This window comes from Flavobacterium sp. KACC 22763, assembly GCF_028736155.1.
GTDB lineage: Bacteria > Bacteroidota > Bacteroidia > Flavobacteriales > Flavobacteriaceae > Flavobacterium.
This window is the reverse complement of the sequence record NZ_CP117879.1, coordinates 1,741,896-1,765,791: the sequence shown is the minus strand read 5'-3', so window position 1 is coordinate 1,765,791 and position 23,896 is coordinate 1,741,896. Positions and strand designations below refer to the sequence as shown.

At 37.7% G+C, this 23,896-nt stretch carries 13 protein-coding genes; 11 read left to right on the top strand and 2 right to left on the bottom strand.

All coding sequences use genetic code 11. From position 1 onward, the window contains the following. Positions 1 to 95 precede the first annotated feature (95 nt). The gene (gene bglX, locus PQ463_RS07555; RefSeq protein ID WP_274257930.1) at positions 96 to 2,375 is read right to left on the bottom strand and encodes a beta-glucosidase BglX; all 2,280 of its coding nucleotides are present in this window, start codon (positions 2,373 to 2,375) and stop codon (positions 96 to 98) included. A 348-nt stretch (positions 2,376 to 2,723) separates the two neighbouring features. Beyond that, entirely contained in the window at positions 2,724 to 3,050 is a 327-nt protein-coding gene (locus PQ463_RS07550; protein ID WP_274257047.1) for a hypothetical protein, read from the bottom strand. Between the two features lie 174 nt (positions 3,051 to 3,224). Between PQ463_RS07550 and PQ463_RS07545 the strand changes: the two genes are divergently transcribed. The 11 genes from PQ463_RS07545 to PQ463_RS07495 all read left to right on the top strand — a co-directional run bounded on the left by PQ463_RS07545 (position 3,225) and on the right by PQ463_RS07495 (position 23,894). Beyond that, positions 3,225 to 5,963, top strand: a complete 2,739-nt coding sequence (locus tag PQ463_RS07545; protein WP_274257046.1) for a substrate-binding domain-containing protein — start codon at positions 3,225 to 3,227, stop codon at positions 5,961 to 5,963. 231 nt (positions 5,964 to 6,194) lie between these two features. Then, positions 6,195 to 7,553 carry a sugar porter family MFS transporter gene (locus tag PQ463_RS07540; protein ID WP_274257045.1) on the top strand — a complete coding sequence of 453 codons (1,359 nt, stop codon included), beginning with the start codon at positions 6,195 to 6,197 and terminating at the stop codon, positions 7,551 to 7,553. Next, a complete protein-coding gene (locus PQ463_RS07535; protein ID WP_274257044.1) occupies positions 7,516 to 9,132 on the top strand; it encodes a glycoside hydrolase family 32 protein in 1,617 nt (538 codons plus the stop codon). The genes PQ463_RS07540 and PQ463_RS07535 overlap by 38 nt, the downstream gene beginning before the upstream one ends. A 170-nt stretch (positions 9,133 to 9,302) precedes the next feature. Beyond that, complete coding sequence (locus PQ463_RS07530) at positions 9,303 to 12,404, top strand: SusC/RagA family TonB-linked outer membrane protein (protein WP_274257043.1); 3,102 nt, start codon at positions 9,303 to 9,305, stop codon at positions 12,402 to 12,404. Between the two features lie 14 nt (positions 12,405 to 12,418). Beyond that, positions 12,419 to 14,110, top strand: a complete 1,692-nt coding sequence (locus tag PQ463_RS07525; protein WP_274257042.1) for a RagB/SusD family nutrient uptake outer membrane protein — start codon at positions 12,419 to 12,421, stop codon at positions 14,108 to 14,110. A 19-nt stretch (positions 14,111 to 14,129) separates the two neighbouring features. Further along, positions 14,130 to 15,527: a DUF4960 domain-containing protein gene (locus tag PQ463_RS07520; RefSeq protein WP_274257041.1), complete on the top strand. Its 1,398-nt coding sequence runs from the start codon at positions 14,130 to 14,132 to the stop codon at positions 15,525 to 15,527. 22 nt (positions 15,528 to 15,549) lie between these two features. Continuing rightward, positions 15,550 to 17,106, top strand: coding sequence for a glycoside hydrolase family 32 protein (locus PQ463_RS07515; RefSeq protein ID WP_274257040.1), 1,557 nt, complete (start codon positions 15,550 to 15,552; stop codon positions 17,104 to 17,106). A gap of 26 nt (positions 17,107 to 17,132) precedes the next feature. After that, complete coding sequence (locus tag PQ463_RS07510; RefSeq protein WP_274257039.1) at positions 17,133 to 18,038, top strand: carbohydrate kinase family protein; 906 nt, start codon at positions 17,133 to 17,135, stop codon at positions 18,036 to 18,038. A 735-nt stretch (positions 18,039 to 18,773) separates the two neighbouring features. After that, complete coding sequence (locus PQ463_RS07505) at positions 18,774 to 19,361, top strand: RNA polymerase sigma-70 factor (RefSeq protein ID WP_274257038.1); 588 nt, start codon at positions 18,774 to 18,776, stop codon at positions 19,359 to 19,361. Between the two features lie 89 nt (positions 19,362 to 19,450). Beyond that, on the top strand, positions 19,451 to 20,374 hold the full coding sequence (locus PQ463_RS07500) for a FecR family protein (RefSeq protein ID WP_274257037.1): 924 nt from the start codon (positions 19,451 to 19,453) through the stop codon (positions 20,372 to 20,374). A 142-nt stretch (positions 20,375 to 20,516) separates the two neighbouring features. Beyond that, entirely contained in the window at positions 20,517 to 23,894 is a 3,378-nt protein-coding gene (locus tag PQ463_RS07495; RefSeq protein ID WP_274257036.1) for a SusC/RagA family TonB-linked outer membrane protein, read from the top strand. Positions 23,895 to 23,896 lie beyond the last annotated feature (2 nt).

The window sequence follows — 23,896 nt, the reverse complement described above, 5'->3', positions numbered from 1 at the left end:
ACCAATTAAGGAATTATCGTACTCAGGATATATAAATTTAAAGGATATTTTATTCTTGTTTAGAGAATTATTCTTTGGATTTTATTTTTCTGGTTTTATTTTAGCTCAAATTTACCGGTAAGCCCATTATTGGAATTCCAGCCCGCCATAATATTAAATTTGCCGGGTTCTACTAAAAATTTGCCGTCGTTGTCATAAAAGCCAAGTTCTTTGTCTGTTAGGATAAATTGGACTGTTTTGGTTTCTCCCTTTTTTAATTCAATCAGCTCAAAGCCTTTTAATTCTTTTACAGGTCTTGCAATGCTGGCAACAGGATCATTTATATAGAGCTGGACGATTTCTTTTCCATCAAACTTTCCTGTATTGGCCACATCGACAGAGATTTCTATTTTTTCCCCTTTTTGAAAAGAAGGTTTTGAAATTTTCAGGTTTTTATAGTCAAAAGAAGTATAGCTTAATCCATAGCCGAATGGGTATAGAGGAGTTTTCTCGACATCAGAATAGTGCGACCAGAAAACATTATTGTCTTTGTCTGTAGGCCTTCCGGTATTGTACAGATTGTAATAGATAGGGCATTGGCCTACGTTTCTTGGAAAGGACATCGGCAGCTTGCCGCTCGGATTATAGTCTCCGTACAAAACCTGTGCAATCGCATTGCCAGATTGCGTTCCCAATTGCCATGCTTCAACAATAGCAGGTATATGTTCTGCCGCCCACGGTATGGACAAAGGACGTCCGTTGTTTAAGACTAAAACAATATTTGGGTTTACTTTATAAACCTCTTCTAACAATTGCTGCTGATTTCCTGGAAGTGCCAATTCTGTTCTGCTGCGCGCTTCACCGCTTTGAAAGCCTATTTCGCCCAGCACCATTACCACAATTTCAGCCTCTTTTGCCGCTTTTTTTGCCGCTTCAAATCCGGAAAAATCAGTGGTGTTAACTTTCACTTCGTCTAAAAAGGATTGTTTGTTGGTAGCGACATCGGTTCCTTTTTCATAAACTAATGCGCTGTTTTTATATTGCTGCATTCCTTCCAGAACCGATACTGTGGTGTTGTCATCAGCGGCGATTCTCCAGCTTCCCAGAGGGCTGTTTTTATCATTGGCCAAAGCGCCGATTAAAGCAATTTTAGCGCCCGATTTTTTTAAAGGCAGAAGATTTTTATCATTTTTTAATAGCACAATCGATTTTTTGGCCATATCCAGAACATCGTCGTTGTTTGCTTTGCTGCCAATATCTGATTTTTCGCGAGCTTCGTCACAATATTTATAAGGGTCGTCAAAAAGGCCCAGTTCAAATTTCACGCGAAGGATTCTGCGCACGGCATCATCAATCACGCTTTCCTTTACCGATCCATTTTTTACCAGTTTAGCCAGTTCTGTAACATATATATTCGATTCCATATCCATATCAGAACCTGCGAGAGCCGCTTTTTTAGCCGCATCGGCACCATCTGCGGCATAACCATGTGTGATCATTTCGGCTATTGATGCCCAATCAGAAACCACAAATCCTTTAAATCCCCATGAGCCTTTTAGAATATCTCTCTGTAAAAAAACATTTCCTGTAGCGGGAATGCCGTTTAAGGTATTGAATGAATTCATAAAAGTTCGGATTCCTGCGTCGCTTGCCGCTTTAAAAGGAGGCAGCACCGTATTGTATAGTTTAGAATTGCTCATATCTACGCTGTTGTAATCTCGGCCTGCTTCTACAAAACCATAACCGGCAAAATGTTTTGCACAGGCGATGATTTTGGTATGGTCAAAACGCTCGCCTTGAAAACCTTTAACTCTTGCTGTGGCAATTTTACTTCCCAAATAAGGGTCTTCACCGGCGCCTTCCATAACTCTTCCCCATCTTGCATCATTTGAGATATCGACATTAGGGGCAAAAGTCCAGTTTAATCCAGAAGCAGATGCTTCTAAAGCAGCTACGCCAGCCGAATTTTTAATGGCTTCCAAATCCCAGCTGGCAGCTTCCGCCAGAGGAATTGGGCTTAAGGTTTTGTAGCCGTGGATGACATCAAAACCAAAAAGGAGCGGAATTCCAAGACGGGTTTCTTCAACAGCAATTTTTTGCACGGCTCTCACTTCTTTTACGCCTCGAACAGTTAGCATGGAGCCAACCCATCCTTTTTTGATATTATTGTATTTTTCTTCATTAGAGCCCGATTCAGGTTTAGGTCCGGTAACATCCCATGAACCGTTGTACTGATTCATTTGGCCAACTTTTTCTTCCAATGTCATTTCTTTCATTAAAAGCGAAATTCTCTCTTCTATCGGTTTGGTCGGGTCAAGATATTTTTTTGTTTGTGCATAACTGGTTCCATAAATTGCCAGCAGTAAAAATGCGTATCGTTTCATTTGCTTTTTCATCATTGCGGTTTTAATTTTATTATTGAGATTAAATTAGGTCACTTTCTAATGCTGTTTTTCTGCGCAGTTTATATTCAATGCCAAAAAATCATCTTAGAATGGCATGGGCAGAAAATTAAAGGCTGTAAATGTACTTTTAGCAAAGCAGTCTGGGTAATAAATTTGAAGCATTATGTGCGACAAATGATGCATTTTCAGCCTTCGAGATAAGCAAGAACAAAAGATAAGCGGCATTAGACTGCATGAGTGTTTTCTAAGCTATGCTTTTTATAAAATATCAGTGCAATGATAAAAAAGGAACCTAATTAGCATAAAACAAAAGGCGGTGTAAATCTACACTGCCTTTTGTTATGCTCTTAAACTGAATAATTTAATGCAGAGCGGAATTAATGCGCAGGAAATGGCAAGAAATATAGCAACCCTGATATAATTGAGCGTCTGCCAAAGGGAAGTTCGTTTTGCAAGATCCTTTGCAAGTGAAGGGTTTTCTGCTATTTTTTGAAAATCAATGATGTTTGCCTGATAGTTCATTTTGACAATCCATCTTATATTCGATTTAAATTTCTTTTCATTGGCTTGATGAATTTGGTTTAGATGTCCTATCTTGGATTTATGCGAAAATCTATCTGATTCTAAATTGATTAAATGAATATTAGCGTTTTTATTATTTCGCATCAGATATATCATTTGCCATTTGTGTACATGAAATAAAAGTTTAATTTTACTTTTGAAATTTTACACCTTTTCCTGCTTGTCATTTATAAAATAATCCTTCCTAATTATTTTGGCAAGCCGCTGTTTAAGAAGGTATTTTCGAAATTTATACTATTTACCAAACCTCATTACTTCATGTATCAATCTATAAAATATATTGTGCTGTTTTTTACAGTATCGTTAAGTTTAGTTTCCTGTAAGCAACAGCAGGGAGACAAAATTAAAGTTGGCTTTTCGCAAGCCATGAGCACAGACGATTGGCGCAAACAAATGAACAGTTCCATAAAAATTGAAGCTTCCTTGCGGCCAGAAGTAGATTTAACCATCAGAGACGCCAATAATAATGTAGAGAAGCAAATAGAAGATATCGAACGTTTTATTTCTAACAGAGTTGATGTTATTATCGTATCGCCAATCCAGTCCAAACCTTTAACGGCAGTTGTAGAAAAATCCATTAAAGCGGGAATTCCCGTTCTTGTGGTTGATCGAAAAATTGAAGGGGAAAATTATACGGCTTATCTTGGAGCCGATAATATTGAAATTGGACGAATTGCCGGCCGATACATCATCTCACACAGTAAAGGTTCCGGAAATATTATAGAAATTACCGGTGCCAGCGGATCGTCTCCGGCATATGAAAGAACGCTTGGTTTCAATCAGATCATCAATGAGAATAAACGTTTTAAGATTGTAAACACCATTAAGGGCGACTGGGAAAAAGAATCGGTTAAAACGCCTTTGAAAGCAATTCTGCTGCAAAATCCAAATGTTGAATACATTTTTGCCCATAACGACAGAATGGCTTTAAGCGCTTGGGAAACGGCTAAAACTCTTGGGCTTGAAAAGAAAATCAAGTTTATCGGTGTTGATGCTTTAAATACTGTAAATGGCGGAATTGAATTAGTGAAAAGCGGTGTGCTAGATGGTACGATTTTATATCCGACAGGTGGAAATGAAGCTTTGAAACTGGCCCTTAAAATGCATAACAAAGAAGCAATAGCCAAAAACAATATTCTCAATACTATTGTGATTGATAAAAACAATGCTGAGATTATCGAAAACCAGATGGACAAAGTCGATCAGCAGCAGCTGGTGATAGAGTCGCAGCAAAGCGCTATCAAAGTGCAGGAAAAAGAATATGCTTCGCAGAATAATCTGGTTCGGCTGCTTAGTTTTTTTCTGGTCATTATTTTAAGCTTGACGATTTACAGCATTTATTCTACGATTTCTATTTCAAAAAAGAAAAAACAGCTCGAAAAAATCAATCAGACGGTAATCGACCAGAACAGCGAGATTCAGGAAATGGCTCAGATTGCAGCTAGAAGCAATGAAGCAAAACTGAATTTCTTCACCGGACTATCGCACGAATTTAAAACGCCGATTACTTTAATAATGAGCTATGTGGAATCTTTAATTGAGAATGAGAAAATTAAAGGAACCGCCTTAATTGATGAAGTGAAACTAATCTACAAAAACTCAAACAGATTGTTACGGCTTATTAATCAGTTATTGGATTTCAGGAAAATTGAAGAACAGAAGTTTACGCTAAGAGCCTGCAATACTAAAATTTATGATTTCACAAATGAAGTAATGGCCAATTTTAAAGGCGAGGCGGCCCGACGAAATATAGATTTTCAGTTAAGCTGCAAAAACAAAAGTCTAGAACTGTTCATTGACCGAGGTTTAATGGATAAGGTTTATTTCAATCTATTGTCAAATGCCTTTAAATTCACGCCGGACAATGGGAAAATTAGTATTTCAATTGTCGAAAATCAGGATAATACTGTAAAAATTCATTTCAAAGATTCTGGAATTGGAATCCCTGACGATGAGCTTGCAAACGTGTTTGATCCTTTTTTCAGGGCATCAAATAATAATAAAAACAGCTCGGGAATCGGTTTGCATCTGTCTAAAGAATTTGTGCTTCTGCATCAGGGAAAAATCGAACTGAAATCAAAACAGGGAAGCGAGTTTATTATCACTTTATTAAAAGGCAGCAGCCATTTGAAGCCTGGCGAAATTGTTCAGAAAGTAGAGAATCTGACCAGTATTCCAAGTTTAATTACAGATAATCTTGACATTGAACCTGATTTAAAAGAAACAAACACCATTTCTGGTGCTGAGAAGCATTCGCTTTTGATTATAGAAGACAGTATAGATTTGGTTAATTTCCTAAAAGCCAAACTTTCAGCTGAATATCAAGTTTATGTATCTAACGGAAGCGATGCAATTGAACAGGCTTTAGAAATTGTCCCGGATATTATAATCTGCGACATTAATTTGGCTGATAAAGACGGTTATGAAATTAGCAGGGAACTAAAAAAAGACTTGCGTTCTTCTCATATCCCGATTATAATCTTGACAGCGCAAAGCAATAAAGAATCGATTTTGAAAGGGCTTCAGAGTGGGGTAGACCAATATTTGACAAAACCTTTCAGCCTTTCGATTTTAAAGCAATCTATTTCCAGTCTGCTTTTCAACAGGGAAAAACTGCGCTATTATTATACGAATAATATTTATCGAGTTGAACCAGAATCTAAATTCGGCAATCAGGAACAGACCTTCATTACCAAAATGAATGATATTGTTACGAAGAATGTCGAGAATCCAAAGTTTTCTGTTGAAGATTTGGCGGATAAATTGGGTGTTTCCAGAGTCCAGCTGTACAGAAAAGTTAAAGCTATTATCGGAATTAATATAAGCGACCATATCAATAATGTCAAATTAGAGAAAGCGGCGGAGCTTTTGAAGTCAAATGAGATGAATATTTCTGAGATTGCCTATTCGCTTGGATTCTCATCTCCAAACTATTTTTCTACAGCTTTTAAGAATAAATTTGGAATTTCTCCTAAAGAATATAAAACGTCCCATTAATTTTTATTTGAAATTGATTCTTTTGAGGTATCAATTTCGAAGCTTATGCAACAAAATCGAAACTACAAGGTTTTCGTAAAAGATTTTTAGTTTGTGTAAAGCATTGTAAATAAAGGTTTTAGGTTTGTAATATCAATCTATCAATATTTAAAGAAATAAATTGTAACATCGTTAAAAATAAGTTGATTTTTTTGCAGATATCTTAGCAGGAAAGTTTTTAATACATGTACAATGAATAAGATATTGATTTGGTCTGTTACTGCTGCACTGGCAGGTTTTCTTTTTGGTTTTGATACCGTAGTTATTTCTGGAGCTGATAAGCAATTGCAGCTTCTTTGGCATTCATCTGATGCCTTTCATGGTTCAGTTGTAATGGCAATGGCTTTATGGGGAACTGTTGTTGGTGCGATATTTGGAGGAATCCCTACCAACAAATTAGGACGAAAAAAGACTTTGTTCTGGATTGGCATTTTATATTTTGCTTCGGCAATTGGGGCTGCTTTGGCCAATAATCCATTTGTGTTTGCCGCCTTTAGATTTATTGGAGGTTTAGGGGTTGGCGCTTCAACCATTGCCGCACCGGCTTATGTTTCGGAAATAGCTCCGGCTGACAAGAGAGGACGTTTGGTAGCTTTGTACCAGTTTAATATTGTATTGGGTATTTTAGTAGCTTTTATTTCTAATTATTTTTTGAAAGATATTGGAGAAAATGCTTGGAGATGGATGGTAGGCGTTCAGGCAATTCCTTCTTTGGTTTACATTCTTTTTATTGTAACGATTCCAGAAAGTCCGAGATGGCTTTTATCTAAAAACCGTGATGAAGAAGCGCGTAAAGTTTTATATGCAATTGATCCAACTGCAAATATTTCAGATTTAATCGATGACAGTCGCGAAAATGGAGCCGCTAAACATGAAAATATTTTCATGAAGAAATACCGTTTCCCTTTAATTCTGGCTTTCCTAATTGCATTTTTTAATCAGTTTTCAGGAATTAATGCATTTCTATATTATGCGCCAAGAATCTTTGAGGAAGCCGGACTGGGACAAAATACAGCATTACTGAGCAGTATCGGAATCGGAGTTACCAATCTTATTTTCACCTTAATCGGTGTGGCATTAATCGATAGATTAGGAAGAAAGCTGTTAATGTACATTGGATCTGTTGGATATATTATTTCGCTCGGATTAGTATCGGCTTCTTTTTATTGCAATTGGGGAGGATTGTCAGTTCCAATTTTCCTTTTCCTTTTTATTGCCTCGCATGCCATTGGTCAGGGCGCTGTAATTTGGGTTTTCATTTCAGAAATTTTTCCAAATCACATTCGCGCGTCGGGACAGGCATTTGGAAGTTCGGTGCATTGGGTTCTGGCTGCGATTATTCCATCTCTAATTCCAATGTTATTCTCAGAAATCGGACCGGAAGTTGTATTTCTTATTTTTACGCTGATGATGGTGTTGCAATTGCTGTTTGTAATTTTTCTGATGCCTGAAACAAAAGGAATTGCTTTGGAAGCGCTAAGTGAAACACTAACTAAAAAAAATAACCACAAAAATGAAATCAAAGAAACATCTCCCGTTAGCTCTTTATAGTGCCGTTTTACTGTCGATAGCAGGATTAAAACCCTTTTCTGCAGCGGCGCAAACTGCTGCTGTAACCGTATCGGGGACAGCAGAAGAACAAATGTATCGCCCAAACATTCATTTTACGCCAAAAAAAGGCTGGATGAATGATCCCAACGGAATGTTTTTCGCCAATGGCTATTACCATTTGTTTTACCAGCATTATCCAGACGGAAATACATGGGGACCAATGCACTGGGGACACGCCATTTCTAAAGATTTAATTAAATGGGAAGAATTGCCAATTGCGATTTATCCCGATAAAGACAAATATATTTTTTCTGGAAGTGCTGTTGTGGATACACACAATGCATCTGGTTTAGGAACAGGAAAAACAGCTCCGATTATTGCAGTGTATACACTGCACGATATGATAAAGGAGAAAGAAGGCAAAATAGATGTAGAACAGCAGGATATTGCTTTTTCGAATGATAACGGATTTACATGGCAGAAATTTGAGGAAGGAAATCCTGTCGTGAAAAATCCTGGAATTCGAGATTTTCGTGATCCGAAAGTTTCTTGGGATGAAACGAACAAACAATGGATTATGGTGCTGGCGGCGCAAGATAGAGTACAGTTTTACAAATCTTCTAATTTAAAGAATTGGGAGCTGCTATCTGACTTCGGAAAAAACATCGGTGCTCATGGCGGTGTTTGGGAATGTCCGGATTTCTTTGAAATAAAAGTAGAAGGAACTACAGCAACCAAATGGGTTTTAATTGTAAATCTAAATCCAGGCGGGCCAAACGGAGGTTCTGGCGTTCAGTATTTTGTTGGAGATTTTGATGGGAAAACCTTCACGATGGATAAAAGTTTCGCTGAAAGGGTAAAAAATGAAAAAGCAGTTTGGGCAGACTATGGAAAAGACAATTATGCGGGAGTAACCTGGAACAATGTGCCAGCTTCAGACGGAAGAAGATTATTTATCGGATGGATGTCAAACTGGGATTATGCGCAGCAGGTTCCCACAACAATATGGAGAAGCAGCAACACGATTCCGCGCGAATTGCAATTGGTAAAAAAAGGAAACCATTATACTTTGGCGAGTAAACCGGTAAGAGAATTAAATAATTATGCTGTCCAAACCATTAAAGTGCAAAATTTAAGCGGAAAAGGAACTCTAAAAGTAATCGAAAGCGGAAAAGCAGATTTAACAAAAGCTGTTATCAGTCTGGATTTAAAAAAACTAAAGCAGGATAATTATACTTTCACGCTTTCAAATTCAGATGGAGAATCTTTAAGTTTTGGTTTAAACAACAAGGAAAATTATTTGTTCATTGATCGTTCTAAAGCCGGAAGAATTGATTTCTCAGATAAGTTTGCTTCAGATGTAAGCAGGGCGTTTTTGGAGGGAAGCCAAAAAAGTGCCGCTTTTAAAATTATTTTGGATAAAACTTCAATTGAAATCTTTTATAATAACGGCGAAAAAGTGATGACAGAAATCTTTTTCCTAAATAAGCCATTTTCAGCTCTTTCACTTTCTTCAAAAGAGAAAATAGAATTGAAAAACGGGATTGTTCAAGTGTTGGACATTAATAAAAAGCAATAAGACAATCGAATAGAAATTTTCTAATTCAATCCAAAAAAAGACCGCATTGCCGTAAGAAGGATAATCTCTTTCAGGCTCGCTGCATCTATTTTTCAAAATAAAAAACTGCTAAGGAGTGGCAGACAAACATGACTAACTATTAAAAATAACCTTAACCAAACCAAAAATTTATGAGAAATAAGATTTTTTATTTTCTATTTTTCTTTTTTCCAATGCTCATGACGGCGCAGGAAAACGGAATAAAAGGAACGGTAATTTCCTCTGATGACGGAATGCCGCTTCCTGGTGCAACAGTATTGATTTCGGGAACCAATACCAGTTCGGTAACCGATTTTGACGGGAATTTTTCCTTTTCCAGTATTGCTTCTGATGCTGTGCTTGTAGTTTCTTTTGTGGGCTATAGTCCTCAGTCGATTCCAGTTAAAGGACAGAAAATACTCAATGTAACGCTGAAAGTTGATAACAATCAATTGAATGAAGTTGTAGTGACCGGATATTCCAAACAAAAGAAAACAGATATTACCGGAGCTGTCGCTGTTGTAAACATGAAAGATGTTATGAAACAGCCGGAACCAAATCCGATTAAGGCTCTGCAGGGAAGAATTGCCGGCGTAAAAGTGTCGTCTGACGGTTCGCCAAGCGGAGGAAATACCAAAGTTGTGATTCGCGGTGTTGGAACTTTGAACAATACAGATCCGCTTTACGTTATTGACGGAATGCCGACAAAATCGGGAATGCACGAATTGAATCCTAATGATATTGAGACTATTCAGGTATTGAAAGATGCTTCATCTGCCAGCATCTACGGTTCAAGAGCTTCAAACGGCGTAATTATCATTACAACCAAAAAAGGAAAAGAAGGCAAAATGAGAATCAATTTCAGCACTTATGCTTCATTTTCCGACTATTCAAGAAAATTGGATGTGCTGAATGCCAACCAGTTTGGGCAGGCGCTTTGGCAGGCTAACATTAACGATGGATTGAATCCGAATAGCAATAATCTGCGCTATCAGTTTGACTGGTCGGTAAACAATAATAAACCGCAACTGAATAAGGTTCTGGTTCCGGAATATTTAGATAGCGAACAAACTTTAAAGGCATCAAATACAGACTGGTACGATGCCATTTCCCAAACAGGAGTTGCCAATTCTTATGATTTGTCTGTGTCAAATGCATCAGATAAAGGGAATTATGTTTTTTCATTAGGCTATTACGATAATGAAGGTGTAGTGAAAACTACTGATTTTGAAAGAATTTCTGCCAGAATGAACAGTTCATACAAATATTTTGACGGAAAATTAGTCATTGGGGAAAATTTCAGCTTAAACCGTACCAACGAAGTGACAGATCCAGGCGTTTTAGATCCGGCATTGCGAGCACTTCCAATTATTCCGGTGCATACTGTAGATGGAAAGGGATGGGGAGGACCTGTTGGAGGAATGAACGACAGACAAAATCCGGTTCGTCTTTTAGAGTATAACAAAGACAACAAATACGATTATCTGCGTCTTTTTGGCAATGCTTACGCCGATTTGGAAATCATTAAAAACCTGCACATTAAAACGAGTTTCGGAATGGATTACGGTTTTTATAAAAAACGCACACTGCAAAGAAGCTACAAATCGGGTTATCTGCAAAACGACCAGACTTCGGTTACGATTGACCAGTCTGTGAGTGACAAATGGACTTGGACCAATACTGCAATCTACAGTTTGAATTTCGGAAAAAACAATCTGAATCTGATGGCGGGAACGGAGATGTACAAAGATACGTATGATACAAATACATTGCGCAAAAATGACTTTCTGATCGAAACGCCGGATTATATGTATCCTGATGCAGGCACGGGAGAATCTTTCACCAGCGGAACTTCAACAGTATATTCTCTGCTTTCGTATTTTGGAAAAGCAGACTATGAGTTTGACAACCGTTATCTGGTTTCGGCTACCATTCGCCGTGACGGTTCTTCCCGTTTTGGTAAAAACAATCAGTTTGGAACATTTCCCGCGGTTTCTGCAGGATGGAGAATCAGCAATGAGAGTTTCATAAAAGATAAAATAACCGCTATTTCCGATTTAAAATTAAGAGCAGGATGGGGACAGACCGGTAATCAGGAAATCAGCAATACAGCAGTCTATTCGCTTTATCTGGCAAGTTACGCTGGCGGAAGCCCAACCTGGGCTACTTCTTATGGAACGGCTTACGATATTGCAGGAAACGGAAACGGATTGCTTCCTTCCGGTTTTATTGCGACGCAGTCTGGAAATGACGATTTGAAATGGGAGACCACCACGCAGACCAATATTGGTCTGGACTTTGGTCTGTTCAAACAGAAACTGAGCGGATCTATCGACTATTACATTAAAAAAACAGATGATATTTTGGTATTGCCTCCGTATTTGGGAGTTATTGGAGAAGGAGGAAACCGTTGGGTAAACGGAGCTTCAATGGAAAACAGAGGTTGGGAGTTTTCATTGGGCTATCATGATGAAACTTCTTTTGGATTGAAATATGATATTTCCGGAAACATTTCGGCAAACAGAAATAAGATTACGCAATTGCCTGATGAAGTAAAAAACAATTACGGAGGAGACGGACTTGACGATAATATTTTGGGGCGTCCGATTAATTCAATGTATGGATACGTCACTGACGGATTGTTTACAAGCCAGGATCAGGTGGATAATTCGGCAATTCAGGAAGGGAAAGGCCTTGGGAGAATCCGCTACAGAGATTTAAACGGCGACGGTGCAATTACAGATAAAGACCGCACGTGGATTGGAAACCCAAATCCGGGATTGCTGTACGGAATCAATTTGAACTTGTCTTATAAAAACTTTGATTTCACCACTTTCTGGGAAGGTGCGACAGATGTTGATGTCATCAATAACACAAAGTATCAAACAGATTTTTGGAGTGTCGATGACGTGGGGTCAAATAAAGGAACGCGCCTGCTGAATGCCTGGTCATTGGATAATCCAAATTCAACTATTCCGGCATTGACAACAGTGGACAGAAATGCAGAATCGAGATTTTCAACTTACTATGTGGAAAACGGAAGCTATTTGAAACTTAGGGTTTTACAATTTGGCTATAGCCTGCCAAAAGAATTATTGAAAAAATTAAGCATGGAAAGCTTCAGACTATACATCAGCGGTCAGAACCTATTGATTCTTGATGCGAAAAGCTTCACAGGCGTAGATCCTGAAAATGCAGGTTTTGGATATCCGCAGCCGACAACATTTACTGCCGGCCTTAATTTCACTTTATAATAAAAGATTTAAAAATGAAAAAAATACTATATATAGCAGGATTTGCAGCGATGGGCTTCTTTGCTTCCTGTTCCGATTTTTTAGAAAATGATCCCCGTGGCGTACTATCGGAAAAAGATATTGTTACGCCTGAAAATGTTGAAGGATTTATGAATGCGGCTTACGCGCAGTTAGGAAATGACCATTATGATTCTCCTTACAGTTTATGGCCTTTTGGAAATGTCCGTTCTGATGATGCCTACAAAGGAGGAAGCGGCACAAATGATATTCAGGATTTTCACTTTTTTGAAGTTTCAAATAATATACGCCCGGATTTTGGAGAATTGGACAGTTTCTGGTACATCAGTTATGTTGGTGTTTCTAGAGCCAATAAAGCATTGAAAGCTTTGGAACAGATCTCGGAAGCAGATTATCCATTGAAGAAAACGAGAATGGCAGAAATGCGTTTTTTAAGAGGGCATTTCTATTTTATGCTGAAAATCATGTTTAGAAATGTGCCTTATATTACTGAAAATATTGCAATAGAAGATTATAAAACAATTTCAAACAAAGCGCTTTCAAACGAAGAGCTTTGGAATAAAATCGCAGAGGATTTTCAGGCTGCAGCCGAAAATTTACCCGATGCGCAACCAGAAGTTGGCCGCGCGACTAAAAAGGCGGCCTATGCTTATTTGGCAAAAACTAGATTGTATCAGGCCTATACTCAGGACGAAACTTTTAAGGTTACAGGAATCAGTCAGCAGCATTTGCAGGAAGTAATAGCGGCAACCGATAAAGTAATTGGAAAAGCATCTTTAGAACCTGATTTTGCCAATAACTTCTTGCCGGGAACTTATGAAAACGGACCGGAATCTATTTTCTCCATTCAGTTTTCAGACAACGACGGAACGCTTTACGGAAGATTGAATTTTTCTGATGTTCTTTCTACACCGCAAGGTCTAGGCTGTTGCGATTTTCATAAACCAAGCCAGAATTTGGTGAATGCTTTCAAAACCGGAGCAAATGGTTTGCCAGAGTTTGATACGTATAACAATGAAGATTTTGATTATAAAAATATAGATGCTAATACAGTTGATCCTAGATTGTATCATACCGTAGCGATGCCAGGACTGCCTTATAAATACGATCCTGAGTTTCTGTATGTTGAAGCTTGGGTAAGATCTCCGGGAACGTATGGCTATTATGCTTCTTTAAAAGAAAACGTGGCTCCAAGCTGCGGCTGTGTGGTTAATATTGATCCGTTTTATGGAAACTCAAAAAATAGAATTCAGATCCGTTATGCCGATGTGATTTTGATGCGTGCCGAAGCTTTGATTGAACTGGGAAGACAATCTGAAGCTTTGCCATTGATTAACGAAATCAGAGAAAGAGCGGCGCAGAGTACAGGAAGACTGCCTTATGTGAGCAACTTCAAAATCAATACGTATGTTGACGGAAGCAATTGCAGCTGGACACAGGATTTTGCCCGCAAAGCTTTGCGTTGGGAACGCCGTTTGGAATTGGCGATGGAAGGAAGCCGATTCTTCGATCTTGTCCGCTGGGGAATTACAGATCAGGTTATGAATGATTTTTACGCAAAAGAAAAAACAAAACGCACGTATTATCAGGATGCCTTTTTTGATGCCCACAAAGAGGAGTACTGTCCAATTCCGCTGAAGCAGATTAATTTCAGTCAGGGATTGTACAAACAGAATCCAGGCTATTAATCTTTAAAGAATCAGCAATATGAAAAAAGCTTTAAATAAATATTGGACCAAAGTGTCTATGGCATTGGCGATGATTTTTATGATTACTGCCTGCGAAAATGGTTTTGAAACTGGCGGATTTGACGTGAGTTCGCCTTCAAATGTGCTTTCATTCAAACTAAATGGAGTTTCAGGAAGCATTGATCAGGTTACGGGAAAAATTTCTGTAACAATGCCTTATGGATCAGATATTACAGCTATAAAACCGGAAGTTGTTTTTGCAGAAGGGGCAACATCAAATCCTGAATTAAATTCGGCTCTGAATTTTACAAACCCAGTAAAATTCAGAGTGGTTAATGGTAATTTATATAAGGATTATACGGTAACCACAACCGTTTTAAGTCCGATTAAGAGTTTTACAATTAATGGCGTTGCAGCAACAGTGAACGACATTAGCAAAACGATTAATATGACTCTTCCAGAAAATACCGATTTAACAGCGCTAAAACCAGAAATTGAAACAACAGATGGAGTTACGATTTCGCCAGCATCAGGAGCAGCAATTGATTTTACTAATGCTGTGACTTTTGTAATAACATCAAAGGGGAAAAGCGTTAATTATACGGCAAATGTCGGAGTTCCAGCTGCAGGATTAACGGTTGCATTTTTAGGAACTGCCGCTACAAGGTCTGGAATAACCAACATGGACGAAATAACAGCTTCAAATTGGCTTTTTGATACTTTTTCAGGAGCAAAATATATTTCTTTTGAAAGTATACAAAATGGTGCAGATTTAAGCGATATCGATGTGATATGGTGGCACTTTGATTCGGCTGCAAACCTGCCTTCGGTGGCTTATAATCCCGCAGTTACCAATGCATTGAAAAACTTCAGAACAAATGAGGGAAATCTGCTGCTGACTTCTTTTGCTTCGCAATATGTCGATGCTTTAGGAATTGTTCCATCAGGAAAAGGACCGAATAATGTTTTTGGCGATTTCCCTCCAAATGGATTTGTAGACGGAAATTCTTGGGGAATGTCGTTTGTAGGCCACGAAAACCATCCAATATTTCAGGGCTTAATCACTTTCGAAGCAGGAAAAGCCAATTTATTGCAAAGCGGCACATTCAGATTAAATCATACGGCTTGGTGGTTTTTACCGGAATGGGGCGGATATAATAATGGAGAAGGATGGAGAAATCAGACAGGAGGAACCAATCTGGCCAGTGAAGCTTGGGATAATGCATTGGACGGAAGGGTTACAATTGCTGAGTTTCCAAATGCAAGCGCCAATAAAAATGTAATTGTTATCTCCATGGGGGCTTACGATTGGTATAATGAAACCAATAGCAGCGGAGTGCCAAGCCAGGCTAATGAGTTTATAACAAACATCAGACTATTGACGCAAAACAGCATCAATTATCTAGCGGTAAAATAATCCATTTAAGAATTTTATTAAAATGAAAAATAAAAATATAATCACAATCGCTTCGCTTTTCTTTTCGCTGGTTTCGTGCAGTCAGGATGAAACGTATATTGGAGGCTCAATTTCGGGGGGAAATTCTGAAATTTCGAGTGTTTTTCCTGTTCCGCCGGCGCAGTGGATGGGCGCAAACGATCCGTATTACAGCGCGGGCTATACGGGAGATGTCATGCCTTTTTTTGACAACGGAAAATTCCATATTTATTTTCTGCATGATGCGCAAAATAAGCCGGCAGGAAAAGGATTTCATGACATTCATGAATATCAGAGTACAGATCTGGCGCATTTTACTTATGAAGGCCAAACCATTCCGTACGGTACAGCTCTTGAACCTGATTTTGCCGTTGGCACAGGATCAGTTGTCAAAGTAGGCAGCCTTTATTACTTTTATTACACTGGCCACAATGAAAATCCGGCTTTCGTTCAGTTGAATGCCAGAGAAAGCGTTTTGTGCGCAACTAGCAGTGATCTGAAAAAATGGACAAAAGTTCCGTCCTTTAAAATTACAGCTCCAGCGGGCTATTATAATTATGATTTTAGAGATCCGCATGTGTTTTACAATGACGAATTGAAGAAATATTCAATGCTGGTAAGCACGCAGACAGAACCGGGAAGAAAAGCCGTTCTGCTGCATTTTACAAGCGCTGATCCGGCATCTGGAAAATGGGATGTTCAGGCTCCGCTTTACACCACAGCTCCTGAAGATAATTACCTGATGATGGAATGTGCAGATATTTTTAAAATGGGGACTTACTGGTATCTGATCTTTTCTGAGAATTGGAGCGGTAATAAAGGAACGCATTATCGAATTTCATCATCAATAAATGGCCCATGGACAAAACCAGAAAATGACAGAATCGATGGAGAGTATTTTTATGCAGGAAAAACAGCTTCTGACGGGAATAAAAGATATGTTTTTGGATGGAATGCCAGAAAAACGCCTGAGAATGATTTAGGAAATAAAGATTGGGCAGGAAATATGGTCATTCATGAATTGATTCAGAATTCAGATGGAACTTTAGGAACGCAATCGCCGAAATCAGTTAAGGATTTGTTTTCTAAAAAGAGTAGAACTGCAGAAGTAGATGCAATTACTTCTAATGCAGCAGCTAATAATGGAACTTATTCATTGTCCGGAGAAACAGAAAAAGCGATGGTAACTTTTAAAAGCATTGGCAAGAAAGTTAAAATAAAGGCAGAAGTTGCTTTAGCAAAAGCTTCAGGAACAACGGGATTTGTTTTTCATACCAATGATACAGGAAGCTATTATAAAGTGATTTTGGATATTGCTAACGGAAGGATAAGCGGTTATAATTCGGCTTCGCAGGAAGTTACTCGTTTGCCATTTGCATTTCAGACAAATGTAAAATATGATGTTGAAATAGTTGCCGAAGGAAGTGTTGTAGTAGTTTACATTAACGGAAAAGCAGCGCTCACCAACCGTGTTTACGGAAGAGACCAAAATAAATGGGGCATTATTGCTGAAGGGCAATCAAGCACGATATCAAATCTTCAGGTAACGCAGCCAGAATAAAAAAATAATAGTAAAATAATTTTAGAATGAATAACGGAAAAAGCCTTAAGGCAGTGGCATACGGAGAGGTGCTTTGGGATGTTTTTGGCAATGAAAAAAAGATTGGGGGAGCTCCATTGAATGTAGCCCTGCGAATGAAAACGCTGGGATGCGAGGTGGCCATGATAAGCTGTGTGGGAAATGATGAAGATGGAGTATCAATAAAGGATCAAGTGAAAAAACTGGGGCTTGAAACAGATACAATTGCAGTTTCTGAAGATTTTCCAACAGGTTTGGTTAATGTTACCTTAAATGAGCGCGGATCGGCAAGTTATGAAATCAGCTATCCGTCTGCCTGGGATAAAATTGAATCGAATGATTCGGCAAAAGCAGCAGTAAAAACAGCTGATGTATTGATATACGGAAGTTTGGTCTGTCGAGACGATGTTTCAAGAAAAACGTTAAAAGAGCTGCTGCCTTCAGCGGCCTATAAGGTCTTCGATGTCAATTTAAGAAAACCGCACTATTGCTATGAAATTCTGCAGGAATTAATGGATTCTGCTGATTTTATTAAGTTCAATGATGAGGAATTGCTTGAGATAGCGGCGACTATGGATTCTCCTTTTACAGGCTTGGAAGAAAACATGCGTTTTATTGCAGAGAAAAACAAGGTGCATGCGATGTGTGTCACTAAAGGAAAACACGGAGCCCTATTAATGTGGGAAGGAGAGCTTTATCAGAATGGCGGATATCCTGTTAGAGTATCTGATACGGTTGGAGCAGGGGATTCCTTTCTCGCAGCTTTAATCACATCGTTGCTTACCCATAAAACACCGCAGGATGCAATTGATTTTGCGTGTGCTGTTGGAGCGCTTGTAGCTGAAGCGCCAGGAGCAAATCCTGAAATTTCACCTTCCAGAATTGAAAATCTGATGAGGAATGTTAAAGCTTAAAATTTTAGACTGCACCCAATAAAGCAGTTTTATAGCATTGATATTTAGCTGTAGAAGTAAGCCTGATGCCTCTTTGGCATCAGGCTCAATTTTTATTGGCCTGCAGTAAAGGTTTAAGTATAATATCCTACTATTCTGATTATAAAGTGAATATCTTTTTTAAGTGAACTAGATGATTTATTACTATTTTAACGATAGGATATTATAGAATTAAAGAGATTCAAAATTTTAGAATGTGCTGGATATTTTTTTAATTAATATTTGTGGGAATATAACGATATTATTATTCTATATTTGCTTAACTACTGACAATAAAATGTTCTTCTGAAAATCCGATTATTTGCCAAATTATTGGGCACAACACAAACGATGTCTTTTGTAAGACTTTATTTTGTAAAATTTGTACCTTATTTGTACCTCGGTATTACTTAGGTATTATAAAATAAGGAAAGTTAATTTCTGTATCGGGAAATAAAGTAATGCCATAAATAGGACTTTTTTGAATAAAGCCCTAACAGACAAATTCTAAAAAGTTAAATACGCCTCATTTTAATAATGAGGCGTTTTAATTTCGTTTTATTATGAATTGATTTTATAAAACAATTATTTTAAAATTTTATGGTAAAACCGTCTCTATTACGAATAAAATTTATAGATAGCTAATTTAACACAAAGTTAAATTAACTTCTTAGGTATTTTTTGTCTGTTGCTTTTCATTTGCTTTTTTAATCTCTCATGGAAAAAGATCTTTTGAAAATGCCGGACGATGAACTTCAGAAATTAATTTTTGAAGGAAATGACATCGCGTTTTCAGTTATTTTCAACCGATATTGGAAAAAGCTTTATTTGTATGCTTTTAAAATCTATAAAGACGAAGCAATCTGTGAAGATATTGTGCAAGAAATCTTTATAAGTCTTTGGAAAAACGCCTCTAGCACTGTAATACTTAATCTTGAAGCTTATCTTTTTAGAGCGGTAAAATATAAAATCGCCAATCAGATTCGAAACTTAAAATTTGATCAGAAGCATATTGAAATAATAGAGAGTATTCCAGATCCAAGCTTGACCATAAACGATTTAGAATATATTGATTTGGAGAGAAATATCAACGAGCAGATCAATAAACTGACTCCAAAATGTAGAGAGGTTTTTCTGCTCAGCCGTATGGATCATTTTACAAATGCTGAAATTGCGGCAAAACTGAATCTTTCTATTCACACTGTAGAGAAACATATCAGCAATGCTCTTAAGCAGCTTCGCTTAAACAATGCATCTTATAATTATCTTCTTTTTTATTGGGCAGCGTTCTTTTATGTTAACTAAAAAACACTGGTTTTAAGAAAACGTTAAGCCTGCATTTTCGACTACTTGTTCGATTCAAAAAATGTGACTTGTCTATAAAAGCGCATATTTTGAAAAAAGAAACCTTTTTGCAATTGGCAAAAAAATACGAAGAAGGCAGCTGCTCGCCTGAAGAAAAAATGGCCGTTGAATCATTTTTTGATAAGATGCAGGATCAATCATCAGATATAGAAATATCTGATGAAAAAGGGGATGTAATTTTCAATAAGATACTTTTAGAACTGCAGGTACAACCCAAAAAACATGTATTCCGAAAAGTGTTGAAAATCGCAGCGGTTTTAGTTGCCGGACTTACCATTGCATTTACTGCAGCTAAGTTTATTTTCAAACCTGCAACAATTACCCAAATTGCTGCCAAAGGAGAAAAGAAAGAAATTTTTCTTGAAGACGGAAGTGTTATTGTGCTAAACTCAAACAGCAGCATTACGTATCCGGAGGAATTTGAAACTACAAGAAATATTAAACTGGTAGGACAGGCTTATTTTAAAGTTTTTAGAGATGTAAAACGCCCTTTTATTGTACAGACGCACGACGTAAAAGTTAGAGTGCTCGGAACTTCATTTGACATTAATTCATACAATCATCACGACACCAAAGTAAGCGTTATTACAGGAAAAGTGGAAGTCACGTCACCCACTGGAAAAAAAGTGCAGATTACCAAAAATCAGCAGGCCGATTTGATAAAGAATTCAGATTTGCAGATTTCTGAAGAAAACAGTAAAGATAAAATCGCCTGGATCAGTAATACCATCATGCTTAAAAACACGAAACTTTCTGAAACCGTTAAGATTATTGAGAACTGGTACAATGTAGATATTGCAATAGAAGATCCAGAATTAAACAACCTTACTATTTCTGGAAAGTTTAAAGATGAAAAACTAGAGAATGTATTAGAAAGTATTGCCTATTTGAAAAACCTAAAAATAAATTACACAACTAAAAAACAAATAACTATAAGAAAAAAGACTCCTTAAAAACAAAAAATAAACCCGCTTCCGGTGCAACGGAAACGGGCGATTTAAAAAGACTAAAAATAAAATTTATAGCCTAATAGTAATGAATACGAAACTACAATTTTTTTTCAATAAGTATATAAAGATGAAAAATCTTTACTTAATGATTTTATTAATTTTTTCCTTTAAAGGATTTGCATCAGAACAGTCTGCAAAAGATGCGCAGATAAGTCTTAATCTTAAAGATGCTACAATTACAGAATTTTTCAGAGCTGTTGAACAGAAAACGACTTTTACATTTGTTTTTGATGAAAAGATATCTGGAACATCACAACGCATTTCAATCTATGCAGATAAAGAAAGTCTTGACGGAGTGCTTGCAAAAGTAGCTTCTAAAACGGGACTTTCATTTAAAAAACTAAACAATACCATTACTGTTACCCGAAGTCTTCGCGCACAAATGAATGTGCGAGGAAAAGTTTTGGACGAAAGCGGGATGCCAATGCCAGGAGTTACGATTCTCGAAAAAGGAACAAAAACCAACACAATGACAGATATGGAAGGAAATTTCAGCTTTGCTGTAAACTCTTCGGCTGTTTTGGTTATTTCCTACATGGGGTACGTAACTCAGGAAGTTGCTGCAAGTGCTAGTCCTCTTACCATAATAATGAAACCAAGTACGAGTGAATTGAATGAAGTTGTGGTAACCGCATTGGGAATTAAAAGAGAAGAAAAAAAATTAGGATTCTCGCAACAGACTATCAAATCTGATAATTTATCTCAGGGAAGACCAAATAACTGGTCATCTGGATTAAAAGGAAAAGTGGCAGGATTAACTATCACTTCTACAGGTTCTGGACCGTTAAATTCGCAGCAGATTACGCTTAGAGGTAACAGATCATTAAGTCCAAAAGGAAATTACGCGCTTATTGTGGTAGACGGAGTTCCTGTAAATGCTGAGATGACAACTTCGGGATCCAGCAGCGCCTATATGGGGGAAGATTCGCCAATTGATTATGGAAACGGAATTTCTGATCTTAATCTAGATGATATCGATGAAGTTACAGTTTTAAAAGGTGCAGGTGCAACTGCACTTTATGGAAGTCGTGCGGCAAACGGAGCCTTAATTATTACGACAAAATCTGGAAAGAAAAACAAAGGTTTAGGAATTTCTTTAAACACAGGAGCTACTTTTGATGTTATCCAGAGATGGCCAGATTATCAGTACAGCTACGGACAGGGAACAGGAAATTCGCCAGATGCTTCTGGCAACCAATATTATTCTTATGGAAATTCTGCAGACGGAACTTCAACCAGCGGAACCAGCAGTGCTTGGGGACCAGCCTTTACAGGGCAGAATTTTTACCAGTATGATCCAGCTTTACAGGGACAATCTGCACAAAGAACGCCTTGGCAGTCTTACCGAGATAACCGTAAAGATTTCTGGAGAACCGGTGTGACTTTAAATAATAATATTTCTATTCAAGGTGGCGATAATAAAGGATCAATGCGCCTTTCTGTTGGAAACCAAAAAAATGAATGGATTATGCCTAATACTGGTTTTGACAGGGTTACAGCCGCTGTTAATGCCAACTATCAGGTATCGGATAAAATTAAATTGGGAACGGCGATTAATTACAATACTAGAAACAGTGATAATCTTCCGTCTACGGGCTATAACAATGGTTCTATTGCGTATTTTATGATTTTTCAGCAGCCCAATATCGATTTGGACTGGTATCGTCCAATCTGGGTAAAAGGCAAAGAGCAGATCGAGCAGCTGCATCCTTTTAGTTCTTTTATAGACAATCCGTATTTGATTGCTTATGAAGCGACCAATACCTTAGATAGCGATCAGATTGTTGGGAATATTTTTGCCAATATCACTTTGTCATCCAATCTGGAATTAATGCTGCGTTCGTCTATGAATACTTACAATCAGACAAGAGAGCAAAAAAGACCTTACAGCATCAATAGATATGCGAAAGGATTTTATGAAAGACAAGATGTTTTCAAACAGGAAATCAACTCTGACTTTTTGCTTTCTTATAAAAAAGATTTCGGAAATAAATTCTCTCTTGCGGCTTCAGCCGGAGGAAATGCTATGAGTTATAAATACAGAAGAACAGAAGCCGAAGTAACGGGTTTGGTTGTGCCTGGAGTTTATAAACTTTCGAATGGTTCAAGCGCGCCAATTTTGACTTTGGGCGATGCTTACAAAAAAATGAGCAGTTTGTATGGTTTGGTATCGATGTCTTATGCAGATATGCTTTTTGTTGATATTACAGGAAGAAACGACTGGACGAGTACGCTTCCGGTTGAGAATAATTCATTTTTCTATCCGTCGATTAATACAAGTGCGGTTATTTCTGAAATGGTTTCGCTTCCAAAATCAATTGATTTCTTAAAATACAGACTTTCTTTTGCTCAGGTAGGAAATGATACAGAACCTTATAAAACGCAGAAATATTACGGACAAAGCGCTTTTCCAAGTTCTGCGCAGACTTTAACGGTTTTATACAATGACCATTTTAAACCAGAAATTACAACCAGTTTTGAGACAGGTTTTGAAATCAGAATGCTTAAAAATAGACTTACGGCAGATGCTACGGTTTATGAGAGTGTAACTAAAAACCAAATTATCGATATTCCGATGGATTTTTCAACAGGTTACAGCGGAGCGGTTTTGAATGGAGGTAAAGTGAGAAACCGTGGAATCGAGCTTACCCTTGGCGGAAAAATTATTGATGGGGATAATTTCAAATGGAATGCAACGACGAACTGGTCACGCAACTGGAATAAAGTAATGGAATTGCCAGAAGGAATCGATGGCCAGCAGATTATTGGAACAGGAGGAACAGCTTCAATCATCGCAAAAGTGGGCGGAACAACAAGCGCCATCTACGGTTTCGGATTTGTACGTTCTCCTGACGGTCAGATCGTTTATGACAATGCAGGTCTTCCGGCTTATCCAGAAGAGATTCAATATATTGGAGATGCAAGTCCAAAATGGAAAGCAGGTTTAACGAATAGTTTTTCAATCGGGAATTTCACTATGAATGTAACAATTGACGGTCAGTATGGTGGAATCATTTATTCGCAGACGCATCACAAACTTTCTGAACAAGGGAAATTAAATTCAAATAGTATGGGAAGAGAAACTGGCTTTATCATTGGTGAAGGTGTAGTGCAAAATGCAGACGGTTCTTATTCTCCCAATACAAAAGAAGTAAAAACGGCAGATTGGTATACTCGTTATTATAGAAGAGCCAATATAGAATCCAACTCTTTTGATGCTTCTTTTGGAAAACTTCGCGAAATCAGCCTTCAATATAACTTGCCAAAAAGATGGCTGAAAAATACAGGACTTCAGTCGCTTCAATTTTCAATTTTTGGAAGAGATTTAGCAACCGTTTCAGATTTCCCAATTTATGATCCAGAGACAGCAGCATTAAATGGAGATACCATTTTGCCAGGTATCGAAATGGGGCAGATGCCGTCTCCGGCTACGTATGGTTTCAATTTAAGTTTGACTTTATAATA